The sequence below is a fragment of the Kribbella sp. NPDC050820 genome (genome assembly GCF_040653975.1).
Classification (GTDB): Bacteria; Actinomycetota; Actinomycetes; order Propionibacteriales; family Kribbellaceae; genus Kribbella.
Genome location: NZ_JBFAHB010000008.1, coordinates 1 through 16,253 on the forward strand (window position 1 = coordinate 1; position 16,253 = coordinate 16,253).

General features: G+C 66.1%; 21 protein-coding genes and 1 tRNA gene. 12 read left to right on the forward strand and 10 right to left on the reverse strand.

Annotation, left to right across the window (positions count from 1 at the left end):
* The first annotated feature begins 6 nt into the window (after positions 1–6).
* From AB0H36_RS09735 to AB0H36_RS09760, 6 genes are all read left to right on the forward strand, one after another.
* A complete protein-coding gene (locus tag AB0H36_RS09735; protein WP_360519849.1) occupies positions 7–573 on the forward strand; it encodes a phosphotransferase in 567 nt (188 codons plus the stop codon).
* Between the two features lie 498 nt (positions 574–1,071).
* Positions 1,072–1,347, forward strand: coding sequence for a hypothetical protein (locus AB0H36_RS09740; RefSeq protein WP_360519425.1), 276 nt, complete (start codon positions 1,072–1,074; stop codon positions 1,345–1,347).
* A gap of 58 nt (positions 1,348–1,405) precedes the next feature.
* Positions 1,406–2,293, forward strand: coding sequence for an aminoglycoside phosphotransferase family protein (locus AB0H36_RS09745; RefSeq protein WP_360519428.1), 888 nt, complete (start codon positions 1,406–1,408; stop codon positions 2,291–2,293).
* Positions 2,294–2,622: 329 nt separating this feature from the next.
* Complete coding sequence (locus AB0H36_RS09750) at positions 2,623–2,982, forward strand: hypothetical protein (RefSeq protein ID WP_360519431.1); 360 nt, start codon at positions 2,623–2,625, stop codon at positions 2,980–2,982.
* A 110-nt stretch (positions 2,983–3,092) separates the two neighbouring features.
* Positions 3,093–3,584 carry a DUF4265 domain-containing protein gene (locus tag AB0H36_RS09755; RefSeq protein WP_360519851.1) on the forward strand — a complete coding sequence of 164 codons (492 nt, stop codon included), beginning with the start codon at positions 3,093–3,095 and terminating at the stop codon, positions 3,582–3,584.
* Positions 3,585–3,673: 89 nt separating this feature from the next.
* Complete coding sequence (locus AB0H36_RS09760; protein WP_360519434.1) at positions 3,674–4,087, forward strand: DUF6086 family protein; 414 nt, start codon at positions 3,674–3,676, stop codon at positions 4,085–4,087.
* A 528-nt stretch (positions 4,088–4,615) separates the two neighbouring features.
* Here the strand turns inward: AB0H36_RS09760 and AB0H36_RS09765 are convergent.
* Positions 4,616–4,933 carry a hypothetical protein gene (locus tag AB0H36_RS09765; protein WP_360519437.1) on the reverse strand — a complete coding sequence of 106 codons (318 nt, stop codon included), beginning with the start codon at positions 4,931–4,933 and terminating at the stop codon, positions 4,616–4,618.
* 583 nt (positions 4,934–5,516) lie between these two features.
* A complete protein-coding gene (locus AB0H36_RS09770) occupies positions 5,517–6,236 on the reverse strand; it encodes a class I SAM-dependent methyltransferase (protein ID WP_360519440.1) in 720 nt (239 codons plus the stop codon).
* Positions 6,237–6,558: 322 nt separating this feature from the next.
* On the opposite strand from AB0H36_RS09770, the gene AB0H36_RS09775 reads away from it, so the two are divergent.
* On the forward strand, positions 6,559–6,978 hold the full coding sequence (locus AB0H36_RS09775) for a DUF4279 domain-containing protein (protein ID WP_360519443.1): 420 nt from the start codon (positions 6,559–6,561) through the stop codon (positions 6,976–6,978).
* 137 nt (positions 6,979–7,115) lie between these two features.
* A complete protein-coding gene (locus AB0H36_RS09780) occupies positions 7,116–7,442 on the forward strand; it encodes a hypothetical protein (protein ID WP_360519445.1) in 327 nt (108 codons plus the stop codon).
* A 114-nt stretch (positions 7,443–7,556) separates the two neighbouring features.
* On the opposite strand, the gene AB0H36_RS09785 is transcribed toward AB0H36_RS09780, so the two are convergent.
* Together AB0H36_RS09785 and AB0H36_RS09790 are read right to left on the reverse strand one after the other, a co-directional pair.
* On the reverse strand, positions 7,557–8,264 hold the full coding sequence (locus tag AB0H36_RS09785) for a 4a-hydroxytetrahydrobiopterin dehydratase (RefSeq protein ID WP_360519448.1): 708 nt from the start codon (positions 8,262–8,264) through the stop codon (positions 7,557–7,559).
* 293 nt (positions 8,265–8,557) lie between these two features.
* Complete coding sequence (locus AB0H36_RS09790) at positions 8,558–9,160, reverse strand: TetR/AcrR family transcriptional regulator (protein ID WP_360519451.1); 603 nt, start codon at positions 9,158–9,160, stop codon at positions 8,558–8,560.
* Between the two features lie 66 nt (positions 9,161–9,226).
* Here AB0H36_RS09790 and AB0H36_RS09795 point away from each other — a divergent pair, with 66 nt between their 5' ends.
* The 4 genes from AB0H36_RS09795 to AB0H36_RS09810 all read left to right on the forward strand — a co-directional run bounded on the left by AB0H36_RS09795 (position 9,227) and on the right by AB0H36_RS09810 (position 13,212).
* Positions 9,227–9,907 carry a molybdopterin-dependent oxidoreductase gene (locus AB0H36_RS09795; RefSeq protein WP_360519454.1) on the forward strand — a complete coding sequence of 227 codons (681 nt, stop codon included), beginning with the start codon at positions 9,227–9,229 and terminating at the stop codon, positions 9,905–9,907.
* Positions 9,904–10,512 carry a DUF2867 domain-containing protein gene (locus tag AB0H36_RS09800; RefSeq protein WP_360519456.1) on the forward strand — a complete coding sequence of 203 codons (609 nt, stop codon included), beginning with the start codon at positions 9,904–9,906 and terminating at the stop codon, positions 10,510–10,512. The genes AB0H36_RS09795 and AB0H36_RS09800 overlap by 4 nt, the downstream gene beginning before the upstream one ends.
* 1,785 nt (positions 10,513–12,297) lie before the next feature.
* Positions 12,298–12,729 (forward strand): hypothetical protein, encoded by a 432-nt coding sequence (locus AB0H36_RS09805; protein ID WP_360519459.1) that lies wholly within the window; start codon positions 12,298–12,300, stop codon positions 12,727–12,729.
* 267 nt (positions 12,730–12,996) lie between these two features.
* The gene (locus AB0H36_RS09810) at positions 12,997–13,212 is read left to right on the forward strand and encodes a tyrosine-type recombinase/integrase (RefSeq protein ID WP_360519462.1); all 216 of its coding nucleotides are present in this window, start codon (positions 12,997–12,999) and stop codon (positions 13,210–13,212) included.
* A gap of 71 nt (positions 13,213–13,283) precedes the next feature.
* Here AB0H36_RS09810 and AB0H36_RS09815 read toward each other — a convergent pair.
* From AB0H36_RS09815 to AB0H36_RS09840, 6 genes are all read right to left on the reverse strand, one after another.
* A tRNA-Ala gene (locus AB0H36_RS09815) sits at positions 13,284–13,356 on the reverse strand.
* 796 nt (positions 13,357–14,152) lie between these two features.
* Entirely contained in the window at positions 14,153–14,788 is a 636-nt protein-coding gene (locus tag AB0H36_RS09820; RefSeq protein WP_360519465.1) for a histidine phosphatase family protein, read from the reverse strand.
* Positions 14,785–15,168: a ribosome silencing factor gene (rsfS, locus tag AB0H36_RS09825; RefSeq protein ID WP_360519468.1), complete on the reverse strand. Its 384-nt coding sequence runs from the start codon at positions 15,166–15,168 to the stop codon at positions 14,785–14,787. Before rsfS ends, AB0H36_RS09820 begins: the two co-directional genes overlap by 4 nt.
* Before the next feature lie 10 nt (positions 15,169–15,178).
* A complete protein-coding gene (gene nadD / locus AB0H36_RS09830) occupies positions 15,179–15,790 on the reverse strand; it encodes a nicotinate-nucleotide adenylyltransferase (protein WP_360519471.1) in 612 nt (203 codons plus the stop codon).
* Between the two features lie 21 nt (positions 15,791–15,811).
* The gene (locus AB0H36_RS09835) at positions 15,812–15,970 is read right to left on the reverse strand and encodes a hypothetical protein (protein ID WP_360519474.1); all 159 of its coding nucleotides are present in this window, start codon (positions 15,968–15,970) and stop codon (positions 15,812–15,814) included.
* 79 nt (positions 15,971–16,049) lie between these two features.
* A complete protein-coding gene (locus AB0H36_RS09840) occupies positions 16,050–16,178 on the reverse strand; it encodes a hypothetical protein (RefSeq protein ID WP_360519477.1) in 129 nt (42 codons plus the stop codon).
* Positions 16,179–16,253 lie beyond the last annotated feature (75 nt).

A 16,253-nucleotide genomic window follows, 5' to 3' on the forward strand; every position in this document is an offset into this window, starting at 1 on the left:
CCGCAAGTGGAACACCCCCGCAGCGAGGCGGGACGTCCCACCACGCCACACCCAGCCGACCCTGCAGCGCATCGAGAATCAGCCACCCACGCCAGGCCGGTCGGTGGATCGAGGCTAAGCGAGGATGACCGAGCCTGGTTGCGTGAGCAGCTAGCTCGCCTCAAGGACGCCTTCGACGATCTCCCAGCCGGCCTGCAGCGGAGCGCGATCCACGGCGATGCCTGGGCGGGCAACGTCGTCGTGACTGCCGACGGGCCAGTTCTCCTCGACCTTGAACGCTTCGCACTCGGCCCACCGGAGTGGGACCTGGTCAGCACGGCTGTTCGGCTGACCACGTTCGGCACCATGAATGCCAAGGAATATGAGGCCTTCGCGACGGCGTACGGACATGACGTGCTCGAGTGGGACGGATTCGAAATCCTGCGCGACACACGTGAGCTGCGCGTCACCTGCTACGCCGCCCAGCAAGCCAGCGAGGAGCCAGCAGCTCGTGCCGAAGCAGCATTGCGAGTTGCCTGCCTCCGCGGCCTGCGTGGCCCACGCCCGTGGCCCGAGTGGAAACCCCTGACCTGACACTGAGCGCTCGACCCACGCAACCTGGTGTTCGTCGCTCATCGCCGGTCCCTCGACCATGTTGCAGAACCCGCCCGCACGACTCCTTAGGCAGGGTCCTACATCCTGTCAGCGTGCCGCGACCACGGCCATGTCGTAGCGTCGTCACATGATCCAAGAGGTACGCACCGGAGTCGTCAACACCTGCCCGAACCGTGGACGGTCGCGCCGTGCTGGTGGACGCGCCTGATCGTAGAGTCGATCTCCGCGATTCAGTCGACGACTCGGCACGGGCATGCCCCGGACCTCGGCGTCGAGCACGTGCCGTTCTCAGCACGGGCAACGCCTTCCTCCTGTCGCGGTGTAGCCGTGTGATGTCCATCCCGCTGCGTAAGCTGTTGGCTCGTGCATCTATCTGTAACGTCAGGACGCGCACTGATGGTTATGCCGTTCGACCCGAGGGACTGAGCCGTGCCCGACCGACCTGAGATTGTGTGCATCTGCGGTTCTACCCGGTTCATGGAAGAGATGCTCGCGGCGAACCGCGACCTGACCTTCGCGGGCGTCATCGTCGTCGCACCAGGCGTCTTCAGCCGCCCCGAGGATCGCGAGACAGACGAGAAGATCACCAACGAGCAGCAGACCGCGCTGGGCGCACTCCACCTGCGAAAGATTGACCTGGCTGACCGAGTTCTGGTTGTCAACCCCGGCGGGTACATCGGCGAGTCCACGAGCCGGGAGATCGCGTACGCTCACGCCACCGGCAAGCCAGTCTCATTTACCGATCCCGTCTAACCGGTCGAGCCCGTAAATGACTCGCCAGACACTCTGCTGCCTTAGCTAGGTTGGCGGTGTGAGCCTCGACATTCCTGACCAGGTCCTCAAGACGGTCATAGCCGACGGAAACGAATCCTGGCTGGACGAACTGCCAGGCATGGTCGATTCGCTGGCCCAGGAGTGGTCTCTGATGATCGGGTCCAGCTTCGCGGGCGGTCACGCCGCCCTGGTCGTCGACGTGACGCTTGTCGACGGAACTCCGGCGGTCCTCAAGATCGGTGTGCCAGGTCGGGACGTCGGGCAGGAGGCCATGGCGTTGCGCCTGGCGAACGGACGGGGATGCGCCAAGCTGTTGGGCGAAGACGTGGGTCGACAAGCCCTTCTGCTGGAGCGCCTCGGGGCTCCGATGTACGACGTCGTGGCCGACCCGGCGAGCCGCCACAACTTGCTATGCGAAGTGGCGGTTCGCCTGTGGCGTCCGATCGGTCCTGACATCGACCTTCCAACCGGCGCGAAGCTGGCTGAGCAGTACGCCGATCGGCTGCCAGAACTCTGGGAGCAGGCCGGTCGACCGTGTTCGCCGGCCACTGTGGCGGACGCGCTGAACTGCATGAATCGTCGTCGCCTTGCCCACGACGATCGGTCCGCGGTTCTGGTCCACGGTGACATCCACGAGATGAATGCCCTGCAGGCGAGTGACGGCAGCTACAAGCTCATTGATCCAGCCGGGCTGCGGGCCGAACCGGCGTGCGATCTCGGCACCATCGTGCGTTGCAATCCGGATCTCGGCGACGACCTCTGGGCGCGGACTGAGCAACTGGCTTCTCGTACGGGCGTGGATGCCACCGCCATCTGGGAATGGGGAACGATCCACCGAGTCTTCAGCGGCGTCTACGCCTGCAGTATCGGCTTCCAGCCCTTCGGCGATCTGCTATTGGCCGAAGCGGACCGCCTCACGGCGTAGTCACCGGATCGTGCACCAGTCCGAACCCCGGACCGGCGCGTGCATGCGTGCTGGACCACAAGGAATACCAGGACGTACGGCGCAAGGCGGCTGGGACGCGGTGGCACGAACACGCCTCGTGTCGCATTCGACGGCGGACACGGTAGTGGTCGCCCACCTGTGATCCGCCAACTGATCCGCGACACATCTCCGCCAACTGATGTGCGACAGGCTAGAAGTCTGCCCTCGTATCGGATCAACGCACGGATCTGCCGATGTGCGGACCTTCGGATCTAGCCGATGAGCGTGTGCTGAGTCCGTCGGGCGTCCGGCGGATCTAGGGTCGCTTCATGTACACCGACGCCGACGTTGATGCTTGCGCCGAGCGGCTCCGTTCGACTGACAGCACAGCGCGCGCCCTGGCCGCCGATGAGGCGACGGACGGGTTGTCCGACTGGGGGCACCACTCCTACACAGAACCCCAGGCTCGCCAGATCACGCAGGCGCTTGTAGATGCTCTGGCAGCCGAAAGCAACGGCACGGCACGCGAGTCGATCGTCAACGCCCTCGCGGCCCTCGTAGCGTGGGACCTTGCGCCGGGCCATGAGGTCTCTCGCGCAATCTCGATACCTCGTCCTGCGAACCATCCCGTTGGGGAGTACTGGAAGGACATCGAGGAGTGGGCCAGCCGCCACGAACCTCGTGGCTGAAACGACCGCTCATGCCGCTGTCCGCGAGTTCGTTCACGGCCATGAGCGGACCGGCGAGTGTCCTGGGCCATTAGGCTTTCGCCATGCCCGATCAATACCGAGAGCATCCTATGTTGACCTGTCACGCCGTGGATGGGGCGCTGGTTCCGATTCCTGCGACTCGGGAGGCCGACGCGACCGTATGGTTCGCGCTGCCGGCTGAGCCGGATGCTCCGCGGATCTGGGAGGGCCTTCTTGCGCGTCGTAGCCCGGGCGGCGAGACTGCACAGATCTGCGCTGTGCCCTTGTTCGCCTACGACCTCAACTTCGGCGACGAGGTGGCAGTCATCGCATCGGGTGAGGGTGCGCTAGTCGCGACTGCCATCGTGGTCGACGGGGGCAACTACACGTTTCGGATCTGGCAGGAGGATGCGGACGAGGCTGCGCTGCGTCAGGTTGCGATCGCATTCGCTGAGATGGGTTGCCTGGTCGAGGGCTACAGCGGGCACCTGCTCGGTCTCTCCTGTGACCGGGAGTCGGCCCAGGCAGTCGCGGACGAGCTTGATGCCGGCGAGCGGGCCGGGCGATTCATCTACGAGACTGGACGACAGCGAACACACTGATCTGCCGCGTTCCGAGCTCGTTACGAACGAGGGGGTCAGGACGCTGGCGATGCACCTATCCTCATTCGGGTGAACGAAGAGGCGGTCGGATGAGCCAGTACTACCAGGCTCGGGACATCGTGCTGTGGAATCCGTCATCGGGGGTCTCCCGAGTGTTTCGCGCCCAGGTCCGCCTCTTCGAAGACGAACTGTCGTTGGCATCCGGCGTGGGGCCAATGGAGGCCGACGAGTGCGAAGTCGATGTCGAGCAATTCGGCACGTTCGCCGCGGCGCTCCTCACCTACCGTGGAACCTCGAACCACCAGATTCTCCGCGCCATGATGGACGGGTTCGTCATCACGGCTCTTGCCCTCGCCGAGAGAGCTGGTGTCGAGGTCCGGCCATCCGGCCTCGTCGGCCGTCAACACGACGTCCAGGTTGGCAGTGGGCAAGTACCCTCAGTCGAAACCGAGAACGACCTGCGTCAGCGAGCGCATGCCATGCTGCGCTTCACGCCGCGCTAGGCAGCAAACGCACTCTCATGCCGCGATCCGCGCTCATGCCGATGCGCGGACGCCGGTAGGCCAGCCGCCAACCAGCAGCAGGCGGCCGTAGAGTCGTGCTGTGGTCGACCAGTTCACACGAGGTATGAGGATGATGCGAAAGCACAATCCTCAGATCCGGGAAGACGGGTTCGGGCTCGTGAAGCAGGTCGCGCCCGAACACGTCGCCGACCTGGTCACGGCCTACTCACGCGAGGAAGACCATGGATTGCGCTGCTGGCTCCTGGAGTTGATCGGCGAGGCACGCTCTCCCGAGACTCTCCCCGTGTTGAGCGAGGCCCTCGCCAGTCAAGACGAATCCATACGTGACTGGGCACGAATCGGGCTGGACAAGCTCGGACAAAGGAGGCGCGCACCCTGCTCTGGCGTCAGCAGCAGTAGAACCACGATGACTTCCGGATCTGCCGCGAAGAGTGAAAGCTCGGAACTGCCGAATTGAGGATGTTGCCAGTAGCGATGCTCGTGCGCCGTCAAACTGGCGATCCGTGCCTACGCCGAGGGGGATTCGGCAACTAACGCGATGCTGACGGTGTCCTCCGGGGAAAGTGTCGCCAGGTTTGGCGGCTCGCCTCCGCTCCGCGCCACGAGAGCCTCAACTGCTTCCTTGAATCCCTCGACCCCGTCGGTGATCGACAGGAAATCGCCGCTGACATGGTCGACCTCCACCGTGATGAGGCGCTTGGCGTCCGGCGGCAGCAGCAACACGGAGATGCCCGCCCCCGTCAGCTCCGACCAGGGGTAGCCAAACCTCCTACCGGAATCGGTCAGCCAGACTCCGTCCTCGTCAACGATCACACGATCGGTCACCTGCGTACCCTACCGATGCGCCATGGTGATGGCCTCCGTTGCTCGGCTCTCGCGCCCTCAACGTGGTCAAGTAGTTGGCAGCCTCCGGAAACCTCAGTCGCACTCTCATGCCGCCGAGGGCGAAGGGCGCTCACACTGATCTGCGAGCAGAACTCGGTGGCGCCTTGTACGTTACGAAAGTGACGATGTCTGGCAGTTGTTGCACGGCGGGGAGGTCGTCGCAGAGCTTCACGTGACCTCCGCCGACTTTCCGTGGCTCAAGGCACAAGTCGTGCGCCGTCAGGGTTTCGAGTTGGTCGAGCCGCTCTTTGAAGACGAGCTCAGACACTTCAACTCGTCGCTGGACGAGGAGACTGACGGGTGGACTCGGGCCTATGAGCGAATCCGCAGCGCAACATCTTCGAAGAGCCTGCTGGCAAGCTTGTCCCGGAGTAACTGCTCCACATCGCTGGTGACGAGGCATGGTGGTGTACGGCGGACGAGCCGTTCCGGCCAGTTAGCCTGACTCGCAGTCGCCCGGTAGCCGCAGATTGCGCCCCCGCATGCCGAGTTGCGGTCCTGAGCTTTGCGGCGTGAGTATCAGTCAGGGCGTGCTGGTTCTGCGCGCGAGGACAAGCCGGCACCGCGGGCTGCCGTCCTCGCGTCGCCCCAGAGCCGCCAAGGGGACCGTCGTCACGATGAATCCGGCTGCTGTCAGGTCGTTGCGGACCGCGTGCAGCGGGCATGTGCGGTAGTACATGACGAACCGGGGACGCCACACGGCATTGCGGACCCGCATCGCCAGATCGAATCCGAGCAGCGCCCAGTACCAGGCCGAGGTGATGGATGGCGGCGCGCCGATCGGGAACGCGAATAGCCCGCCGGGCCGTAGCGCGCGGTACACCCCGGCGAACAGCGCGGGCCGCTCGGCGGGCAGGAGGTGCCCGAGCGCTCCGAAGCTGACCGCCAGGTCGAAGGCCTCGGCGAAGGGCAGGGCCCGGACGTCGGCGCGTACCCACTCGGCTTCCGGGTGCGCACTGCGCGCCTGCGCGAGCATGCCAGTGCTGAAGTCGACGCCCGTGATCCGTCCTTGGCACAGGGGTTGCAGGACCCGCATGCCCGCACCGGTGCCGCAGCACACGTCCAGTCCTCGGCCGAACGGCCCGAGCGGACGCAGCGCGTCGGCGGCCGCGTCAAGAATGCTCTCGGGGGTGCGAAAAGGCGTGTGGTCGAACTTCGGAGCGAGCAGGTCGTAGCCGCGCTCGACCGAGGACATCGCCTGGATCGCCAGTTCACGCAGAGACGGGCCTTGAGGCGAGAACACCGGCCAAGCGTACTTCTCGGATGCCAGACGGGCTGTCAGCTCCGGGATCGCGCATCGCAGCGTGTGTCAGCCGCAATCGACAACACTTCTCCTCCAAGGATGCGCCCTGGCGGGCGCCGGCTCGGACCGGCCGCTGCTGCTGTTGGAAGCAGGAACACGACCGCGGAAGGGGACGCCATCTGGTCGCCGTGCTGCTTCCACAAGCGGGCACCCATCCTCAACATGCAGCACGTCGGAAGACTCATCCTCTTCTGCCGCGATCCGCGCCGGCAGGCCGAATTCAGGGTGCCGCCTGAACTTCGGCCGCATAGGGTTCGGCAGTATGTCGGATGAGCCGTGGAAGGTGCGGCAGTCGTGCTACTTCTGGATCGCCAGTCAAGTCGTTTCGGCGGCTGAGGTCACGGAGGTTCTTGGGCTTGCCGCCGATCAGGCGACCGTGATGGGTAGCCGACGAACGTCGCCAACGTCGGTTCCCGTGGAGCATGCCTGGAAGATTGGCTGCGATCGACACGCCCGCATCGACGAGCAGGCCGGCGAAGTCCTCCGACGGATCGAACCGGTTGCCGACAAGGTGCGTCAGCTCGTTGATCGAGGTGACGTCCAAGCTGGCCTGATGCTCGTCCGCTACTTCGACGACGAAGAGGGCGGAGGCGGCGCGTTGGGCTGGGCGCTCTCGCCGGAGCAAGTCGGGCTCCTTGCGAGCATGGGCGCGGAGATCCAGGCAGACGAGTACGGCGTTTGAGGGCTGGCACGCCCGAGCGTGCGTAAGCTCCCGAGCCGTCAACGACCCGAACTGTGGCTGACCCTCGCAACGTCCGGATCTGCCGCTGTCCGGTGCACTCACGATGAGTGGACTCCGACCTGAGCTAGCGTGTCGGCGTGTTGCTCACAAGCGACAACATCCAAGAGGAGTTCCTAAGGAGCTTTCCGCAGGCAGCCGCCGCCCTTGAGGCCGACGCCGGCGCAGATCCCGCGGGGCGCGTCGACTGGGTGTTCCGCCACGATGTGATGCCTCACGCCATTGGCGACCCGGCTGCCCTGCGCGATGTCTTCGCCTGGATTGAGCGATTGCTGCTGTCCACTGACAGCATGATCGACTACTGGACTGCAGCACGCCTCCTTGGTCGGACGTTGGAGTGGCCAGAGTGGGTGCCTCTCGTTGAGGAGCACGCGGGGCCACTGCTTGCGACAGCCATGAGCAGATAACCTGCGCCTCAGCCGCACGCTCATGCCGCTGACGGTGCGGCGCGAACTGCCGATGAGCGATCCCGCGGGCAGAGGTGACCCGCGGCCAGGCCACGGGTGACCCGACTTGCCGGTTCAATCCTTCTTCGCAGCGGACGCGTCGACGCAGACGATTCCCCTGTTGCCGTCCTGGTCGGCGATCACGGTGAGCGAGGGCGCATCACTGTCATCGACGACGGTCCCACCCGCGGCGACGGCAGCGGCGATCCGTTGCTCAGCCACCTCGGGCGCCACATAGACCTCGATGTGGAACCGCTGACCCGGGGCCTGGTTTTCGTCGGCGTCCCCGAACCACAGGTTTGGCACCCGTCCCGTGGCATCCCGGATCTCGTCCCCGGGGGTCCCGCGGCCCTGGGCATCGGCGCTCCCGGTCAGTAGCGCGGCCCACACCGGGGCGATGGTCGCGGAGCGCGCCGTGTCGAGGCCGAGCTCGATATCGCTGACCGAAGCCGGATCGGCGTCGACCTCGTGCTCAACGGCGATCTCGGTGATCCGTCGCGCCAGGTCGACGTCCTGCTGGGTCACCCATTCAACAACGTGTTCGGTGCCTTCGTCGTCACGGTAGATGGCGTCGTCGCTGACCAACTTGAAGTCGATATACCCCTTACCGATGGACACGCGCGGGTGGTGGCCGAGCGCGTCGCCCGCCTCGCCCACCGCGGCGACAAACCGTGCGCCGGTGCCGAAGTCGTCGATCACGTAGCGCGCATGCAGTCCCTGGGCCAGCTTGCGCCAGTCGGTCAGGTTCGCCTCGGCGATCTGTTCGCCCTTCAGCATGTCCATGGACGGGGACCCTATCGCCTGAATCAGCCCGACGCACGAGCGCAATGAACAACCGGATCTGCCGCAACCGTGCTTTCGACTGTCGCAGATCACCTGGCGGACGAGTGTCGCGCATCACCCGACGGCGGACACGGTGGTCGCCCACCGGAGCCTGACGAGTTTCTCGACGTCTTCAAGACGGGCTCGTCCGCCAGGTGATCTGCGACCTGACTTTTGTCACGAGGCGGGGTTGGCGCGGGCGTAGCCCTGTGACCTGGGGTTTGGTGGTTGGGCTGTCTCGATTTGCGCACTAATCAGGTGGTCGCCTCCCGCACGCCGCGCAGGACGACGTCCAGCACCACGTCAGCCTCGACACGGGCGGCCTCGGGGTCGGCGGCACGGGCAATGTAGAGGGCTGAGCCGTAGAGACCACCCAGTGCGACGTGCGCCAGCGCATCGAGTGCGACACCGGGCAACGCCCCGCTGTCCACCAGCGGCGTCAACACGGTCCGCAGCATTGGCAGCTCGACGCCTTCTGTGCCGCTGTCCCACGCACGGGCGGCCAGCACGGTCACACTGTCGATGATCACGATCCGCCTGAACGCCGGGCGCAGACAAGCGTCGAGGAACGCGGACAGGCCCGCTCGTACCGCGGCCCACGGATCCTCCTCGGCCAAGGCCGCGGCCATCACCGCGTCAGCGGTCTCGTCCAGCACCACGTCGTACACCGCCTTGAACAGCGCATCCTTGCCGCTGAAGTGGTGATAGAGAGCGCCCTTCGCGAGACCCGCACGCTGGACGATGTCGTCCATCGCGGTCGCTTTGTAGCCCTGCTCGACGAACCGCTCGCGCGCTATCCCGACCAGCAGCTCACGGGTTGCCTCCGCCTGCCGTTCCCGCAGCCTCTTGACAGTCACCCGGCAAGCATAAAAGACTGACTGCTAGTCGGTGACCGACCGTCGGTCGGTAAAAGGAGGTTTGTGATGTTGCCACTTCCGCCCGGACAACGGAGCGTCGAGGGGTTCCCGCGATTTGGCACACACCTGCACCGGCCGCCGCCCGCGGTGCCAGACGATCCGGTGATCGCGATCAGCGGCGTCATGCGCAAGCCGTCGGAGGTGCGGCTGCCGGAGCTCGCCACGCTGCCGCGGCGCAAGATCGTCGCCGACTTCCACTGCGTCTCCGGCTGGACGGCGACCGACCTGCGGTGGGAAGGGGTGCGGTTCGCCGATTTCTTTCGCGCCTTCGTCGAGCCGGCGCTCGACGCGGAGGTCTGCGTCAGCCACCTGGCGTTCGTGGGTCTGGACGGGATCAGCTCCGTGGTCGAGCTGCAGGACGCGCTGGCGGACGACGTCCTACTCGCGGACCGGGTGAACGGGGGCCCACTCGGCGGCGATCACGGCGCGCCGATCCGGTTGGTCAGCCCGGCCCAGTACGGCTACATGAGCATCAAGCACCTGTGCCAGGTCGAGGTGTGTTCCACGCTGCCGGCACATCGCCTCGATCGAAGCATCATCGGCCGGCTGATCGAGGGCCATCCCCGGGCTCGGGTCTGGCACGAGGAGCGCCACGGCCACATCCCGGGACGGCTGATCCGGCCGTTCTACCGCCCGCTGATCCGCCCCATCCGCGCCCTCTGCGCGAAAGGAGCGCAAGACCGATGAAACTCCCCAACGACGTGCTGAAGACCCAGGACTGGATCATCGACGACATCGTGCCCGACTTCGACGTCGAGGACGTCTGGGCCCTTCCCATCGAGGGCGGCGCGCTCGATTTTCCTGCCGTCATCGAGACGCAGCAATCCCTCGACTTTCCGGCGTCCGCGCCGCTGCCGGTGCGCTTGCTGTGGGGCATTCGCGACCTGCTCGGACGCGCGTTCGGACTCGGGCGGATTTCGACCTCCGCAGACGCCGCCGGCGTCTGGCCACCCGTTCCCGGCACCGGCGAACCATCGCTGCTCGTGCGGCTCCCCGAGGACCTCTGCGACAAGTCCTCGGCATCGCAGTTCACCGACAAGCCGTTCCGGCCGCTGTACCGCACCGGCACCGAACTCGCCCAGGAAATCTCGAACCGGACCATGTACGGCGTGATGCACCTGGCGTGGGCGGACCAGGGAAGCGGCCGCTACCGCGCGCAGATGACCGTCTACGTCAAACCCCGCGGCACCTTCGGCAAGGCGTACATGGCCTTCATCAAGCCATTCCGCTATGCGATCGTCTATCCGGCACTCATGCGGCACCTCGAACGAACCTGGTCACAACAGCACTGACGAGCGAGTCTGTACCCCTGTCAGCGCGGCCCAGCACCTTGCGCCCACGCCGGGTCCCCGGCCGGTACGACGACACTTGTTTAACCGAGTCACGGACCACCGTGATGCCGGCCGGTGCCGAACAGTCGTGGCGGCGAGGCCTTGAGGCGGCGTGCGCCAAGCACGCGGTGCTGGGTCTGGCATCAATGGTGCGGTACGACGTGAGCACGCCGTACCTCGAGCCCGACCCCCGGGGACGGTTGCGCGACCCTGGGTTCTCCAAGGACCGATGCGCGGCGGTTGTCACTCACCTAGTCACTCGCTCCCCCCGCACCCGGACCTACACGCAGCCCATCCGATTACGCTCATGTTGGCGGCTATTGACCCTGGTTTGGGCGCTCAACAGGCTCGGACCTCCGCGCTGCTTCTGCCTCGTCACGCCACGACGACCAGTTCCACTCGATGCCATCGATGCCCGCGAGGTACTCCAGCGCTGATCGGTCTCGTCCGGCAATGAAAACCTCTCGGTACTCGGCTGTCTCCGGTGTCTCCCCCGGCCCGTAGTTCGGACCTGCCATAGCGAGCAGACCGTCGCCGGAGTACAGGTCGTGTCCCGGAGAGGGCCAGCGCCAGGCAGGACCGGGTATCGGAGCGAGTGGCGCCAGAACCTCGCTCGGATGCTCAGGCCTGATCTGAGCCGAGGTCCCGCCGAGTCGCGCATTGAAGATCGCCTCGAAGGCCGCAACGTGAACCAGGAACACGGACAGCCGAACACCCGCGAGTTGCCATGACTGATCGGCCTCGGGCTCCCGGTCGTAGACCTGGCCGTCGTCAACGTCGGGGTCCACCGCCCAGGTCCAGACACCCTGGTTTCCACCCAGAAGACAAGCTTGCCGTCCTCGATCCATACGCTTTCGCCGTCCAGGACGGTGTTCTGCTGCGCCAGGGACGCCGACCACTGGGGCGTGACCTCGAACCACTCGCGAAGCGGACGGGGAAGCCGTCGGTCGCCGCTCGCAGGGTCCGAGGGCTCTCGGTCCGCCGGCCCATACCAATAGATCAGGAAGCGGTCGAGACGGGGCGGCGTAGGACTCCGGAGATCATCCACGCTCATAGTGTGCCCGCCACCCGCCATCCCGCGATTTCCATGCCGCCCGGTGTGTCATCCCTCGCTGGCGTGCGCCCAGCAAGGCTCACGAACGTCCCGCTGTCTCCGTGGATCTTGGCCTCGCGCAGGGCGTCTCCCAGCTTGAATCGGATGCTTGCTCGACCTGACGGGGCGTTCTAGGCAAAGCGGACTGGACGGCGGGAGTTGCGGCACAGCTCCGTGTCGCTGCTCAGCGAGAGCGATCTAACATCGGACAGATCTCGCTCCTAGTCGGTCACAAGAGCACGCAGGTCACGGAGATCGTCTACCAACACCAGCTCCGGCCGATGCTGGCCGAGGAAGCCGAGGCGATGGACGACCTGCTGCCCGCAGACAGTTAGACACTCAGGTCATGCAAGAGGCCGGCCTCCCGAGAGGGAAACCGGCCTCTGACCTGGGTGGAGCTTAGGGGATTCGAACCCCTGACCTCTTCCATGCCATTCACGGGTGGTCCCCAAGCTCTCGTGTGACGGGCCCGGCCGGATGTCCATGGGGTCCTCTGGCGTGCACGCCAGAGCGAGGCTGTTGTCACTCAGTTAGACACTCAACTGTCGGCTCCCGCAGCAGCCGATCACCTAACCCTGGCTCGCATCTCAACGTAGACCCAACGGTCGACAGATTCCCTACCTCCCGAGTCGCGGGGCGCCTATCGTGCCTACATGACCCCGCCCTACCCGAGCGACCGGTGGGACCCGCGACAGCATGCTGGTGGTCGATTACCCGGCCTCACGATTCAGCGTGCAACTCCGGCCATCGACCTGCAGGCTCAGTTGATCGGAACACTAGAGGTCGACGCCTCGACAGACTGCTTGGTAGTTCGCATGGAAGTCAGCACCCCAGTCGTCGACGGCCAGCGCCGGGTGCGCTTCGAGACCAGCTATCAGCTCGTCGACGTCGCTTGGCCGACAGGCTGGAGCATCGCGATCCGTGACGGCGAGGTTGCCTTGATTGATGCCGTGGGGCAGACAGCCGCCCGGTTGGGCGACGAGGTGTACGTCGGGGGAGGTTTTGTGACCCCCAAGCAGGCCGATGCCATCCCATGCACAGGTCACGAGCGGGTATTCCGGGCGAGCGGGCTCTCAGGTCCTTGAACCAGCTCGCTTACGTGTGGTCAGGAAGTCACCTTGGCGTCCCGCCGCACGGTCCAGAGTCATTGGCAGCCCATTGAGTCCGTCGGGTGGTAGGTCTCCGCCACGGAGCAATTATCGCTCACCCTGCAGCTCGTACAGACCGGCATCACCCGCTACGAGATAGCGATTCGGTGCAGCATCATCTGCGCCCGCCGCTCGCGTCGAACCCTTCGACTTCCCGATCGCTGTGTCGCTGCACTCGCTGGACACCTGCAGAGGCAAGTGGTCATGCGTCAGACAGCCGGCCATCGCTGGCAGCACCACAATCTGCGCCACAGCTTCGTGTCACTGCTCAGCGAGAGCGGTCTGAGCATCGAGCAGATCTCGCTCCTAGTCGGCCACAAGAGCACCCAGGTCACCGAGACGGTCTACCGTCACCAGCTCCGGCCGGTCTTGACCGAGGGAGCCGAGGCGATGGACGGGCTGCTGCCTGCGGACCGATAGTCACTCAGTTAGACACTCAGGTCATGAAAGAGGCCGGTCTCCCGAGAGGGAAACCGGCCTCTGAGCTGCGGTGGAGCTTAGGGGATTCGAACCCCTGACCTCTTCCATGCCATGGAAGCGCGCTACCAACTGCGCCAAAGCCCCGCGGTGTCTTGCGACTCCGGAAGTTTAGCGGATGAGTGGCTCCAAAGAAAAATCGGATAAGCGCCTGCGCGCGCGGGCTCCGGGGGCGGCTGCCGAGGGGTCCCTGAAGCGTCGAGGCTGCCTTTAGACACCGTTCCCCAGCACGCGCGCAAGCCCTGCTGGGTACGGCGGGCGCCAGTCTGCGTCAGCCTTGAACGGCAAGGCCAGGAGCCCACCGCGACGTGTCCTTGACCACACCTGCCCCAGTATCCACAGATCTCCCAGCGAGCAGGCACGTCCGAAGCACAAGCCATCGCAGCGCCGGCTCACTCGGGCCGGCAGCGCCGCCGGCACCACAAACAGCAGACCGCAACGGCACTGTGCCAACTGGTGCGAATGGTTCGCCGAACGCAATACGTCGGATGCCCGGTTCGCGGCCGCGCCGAGAACTGCCGCCGCAGAGCGGTGTCCAGCGCCGCACGCGCCCACCGAACAGCCGCCGTGCAGCGGTGACCGCTCAGCTTCCATAACCACCGCAGGTGGTTCGCCGAGTTCAGGTCGCGGAATGACGGTTCGTGGCGGCGCCGGAGGCGCCCATAGGACTGCCGCCGCGCAGCGGTGTCCGCTTGGCGTCCACCACCAACCCAGTTGGTTCGCCGGGGGCAGGTCGTGGGATGACGGTTGGCGGCCGCGCCGGAGGCGCCAAGAGACAGCCTCCGCGGAGCGGTGTCCTATGAGCGGTGTCCTTTGGGCGGTGTCCTTTGGGCGGTGTCCTTTGGGCGGTGTCCTTTGGGCGGTGTCCGTTGAGCGGGGTCCGTCAGCGTTGGGGGTCGTCGCTCATTACTGGTTCGGGGAGGGAGCCGGCGTTCCATTCCTCGATGCGCCAGCTCGGCAGCAGAGAGACCCAGTTGCAGTTGGCGAGGCCGCCGAAGGCGGGCCAGTGGGCTGGGGGGATGCCGAGGAACACGCAGATGCCGACGCGGGCGGCGAGGCCGTGGGTGGCGACGACGATGGTGTCTTCCGAGGAGCCCTGGGCCGCGATCCGGCTCAGGGACTCGGAGAAGCGAAGGGCCACTTCTTCGACGGTTTCGCCGGCGGTGCCGCGGCGCTGGGGTTCGCCGGCGCGGATGCGGGCGGCGGCTTCGGGGTGGATGGCGGCGAGCTCGGCCATGGTCATGCCGGCCCAGTCGTCGACGTCGATCTCGCGGAGGGCCTCGTCGTACTCGATCTTGAGGCCGGTCAAGGTCGCGAGTTCACCGGCGGTGGCGGCGGCGCGCTGGAGGTCGCTGGCGAAGAGCCGGGTCGGGGCGAGCGAGGCCAGGCGTGCGGCAGCGGAGCGGGCCTGGGAGACGCCGACGTCGTCGAGGGGGATGTCGGCCTGGCCCTGGATCTTGTCCTGCAGGTTCCACTCGGTCCGGCCGTGGCGCCAGACGATCAGTCGCCCGGCGGTCATTCGGCGGCGGGTCCCGGGACGGGCGAGGGCAGCGGGATCGTGGGGCAGTCGCGCCAGAGTCGCTCGAGGGAGTAGAAGCTGCGCTCCTCGGAGTGCTGGACGTGGATGACGATCTCGAGGTAGTCGAGCAGCACCCAGCGGCCTTCGCGGGCGCCTTCGCGGCGGACCGGCTTGGCGTCGAAGTCGACCCGGAGCTTCTCCTCGACGGCGTCGACGATGGCGCGGACCTGGCGGTCGTTGGAGGCGGACGCGACCAGGAAGGCGTCGGTGATGGCGAGCTGTTCGGAGACGTCGAAGGCGAGCACGTTCTCGGCCTTCTTGTCGTGGGCCGCCTCCGCGGCTGCGGTGAGCAGCTCGATGGCACGTTCGCTGGCTGGCATCTGGTTCCTTCTAACGGTTGGTGTAGAGCTCACGCTTGGCGATGTACTGCACGATCCCGTCCGGCACGAGGTACCAGGTCGGGTTCCCCTTCGCGACCCGCTGCCGGCACTCGGTCGACGAGATCGCCAGCGCCGGCACCTCGAGCAGCGTGATCCGGTCCATCGGCAGCTTGTCGAGCGGCAGCTCGAGACTCTCGGTCCCGGGCCGGGTGCAGCCGACGAACTGGGCCAGTTTGAACATCTCGTCCACGTCGCGCCAGGTCAGGATCTGGGCGAGCGCGTCGGCGCCGGTGATGAAGAACAGCTCGGCGTCCGGGTACAGCTTGGACAGGTCGCGCAGGGTGTCGATCGTGTACGTCGGTCCCGGCCGGTCGATGTCGACCCGGCTGACCGAGAACCGTGGGTTCGAGGCGGTGGCGATCACCGTCATCAGGTAGCGGTCCTCGGCGGGTGAGACCTTCCGCTCGGACTTCTGCCACGGCTGGCCGGTCGGGACGAAGATCACCTCGTCCAGGTCGAAGTACGACTGCACCTCGCTGGCCGCGACCAGGTGCCCATGGTGGATCGGGTCGAACGTGCCGCCCATCACCCCGAGGCGCCGTACCCGCTCCACAGAAGCCACATCAGCCCTTCGTCAAGCCGCTCAGCTGTGCGGCCGGCCCTTGCCCATGATCACCGTGATGGCGAGCAGCAGGACCAGCACGAACAGAGCGAACCCGCCGTACCACCACGGCGAGATGTGCGAAGCCTCGGAGGCGGCCTCTTCGACGGCCGCCAGCAGCGGCAGGAGGTGCGTTTGCATGACGCAGAGCCTATCTCGTGATCGCACACACGAGCGCGACCGGGCACCCGGGCGGGGCACCGGTCGCGCGGAGGGAGGGTCAGCTGTGGCGGATGTGACGGGTCAGCAGCCGGCGCCAGGCGGACGGCACTGCAGCGGCGCGACGGCGCTCCGCGGCGACGCGGTGCAGCTCGTCGATGTGGGCACGGGCGACTTCGGGGGTGATCATGATTCCTTCACTGGGTAGGTAGGACGGTAGCGGGACGCGCGAGGCCCGATACCACACATTCTACGCCGCGCATGC

Coding starts and splice junctions, on each gene's coding strand:
- AB0H36_RS09740 (WP_360519425.1), top strand. CDS start 1,072: ATGGAAGAGATGCTCGCGGCGAACCGCGACCTGACCTTCGCGGGCGTC.
- AB0H36_RS09750 (WP_360519431.1), top strand. CDS start 2,623: ATGTACACCGACGCCGACGTTGATGCTTGCGCCGAGCGGCTCCGTTCG.
- AB0H36_RS09755 (WP_360519851.1), top strand. CDS start 3,093: ATGTTGACCTGTCACGCCGTGGATGGGGCGCTGGTTCCGATTCCTGCG.
- AB0H36_RS09760 (WP_360519434.1), top strand. CDS start 3,674: ATGAGCCAGTACTACCAGGCTCGGGACATCGTGCTGTGGAATCCGTCA.
- AB0H36_RS09775 (WP_360519443.1), top strand. CDS start 6,559: ATGTCGGATGAGCCGTGGAAGGTGCGGCAGTCGTGCTACTTCTGGATC.
- AB0H36_RS09785 (WP_360519448.1), bottom strand. CDS start 8,264: ATGGACATGCTGAAGGGCGAACAGATCGCCGAGGCGAACCTGACCGAC.
- AB0H36_RS09795 (WP_360519454.1), top strand. CDS start 9,227: ATGTTGCCACTTCCGCCCGGACAACGGAGCGTCGAGGGGTTCCCGCGA.
- AB0H36_RS09800 (WP_360519456.1), top strand. CDS start 9,904: ATGAAACTCCCCAACGACGTGCTGAAGACCCAGGACTGGATCATCGAC.
- AB0H36_RS09805 (WP_360519459.1), top strand. CDS start 12,298: ATGACCCCGCCCTACCCGAGCGACCGGTGGGACCCGCGACAGCATGCT.
- AB0H36_RS09810 (WP_360519462.1), top strand. CDS start 12,997: ATGCGTCAGACAGCCGGCCATCGCTGGCAGCACCACAATCTGCGCCAC.
- AB0H36_RS09820 (WP_360519465.1), bottom strand. CDS start 14,788: ATGACCGCCGGGCGACTGATCGTCTGGCGCCACGGCCGGACCGAGTGG.
- rsfS (WP_360519468.1), bottom strand. CDS start 15,168: ATGCCAGCCAGCGAACGTGCCATCGAGCTGCTCACCGCAGCCGCGGAG.
- AB0H36_RS09835 (WP_360519474.1), bottom strand. CDS start 15,970: ATGCAAACGCACCTCCTGCCGCTGCTGGCGGCCGTCGAAGAGGCCGCC.
- AB0H36_RS09840 (WP_360519477.1), bottom strand. CDS start 16,178: ATGATCACCCCCGAAGTCGCCCGTGCCCACATCGACGAGCTGCACCGC.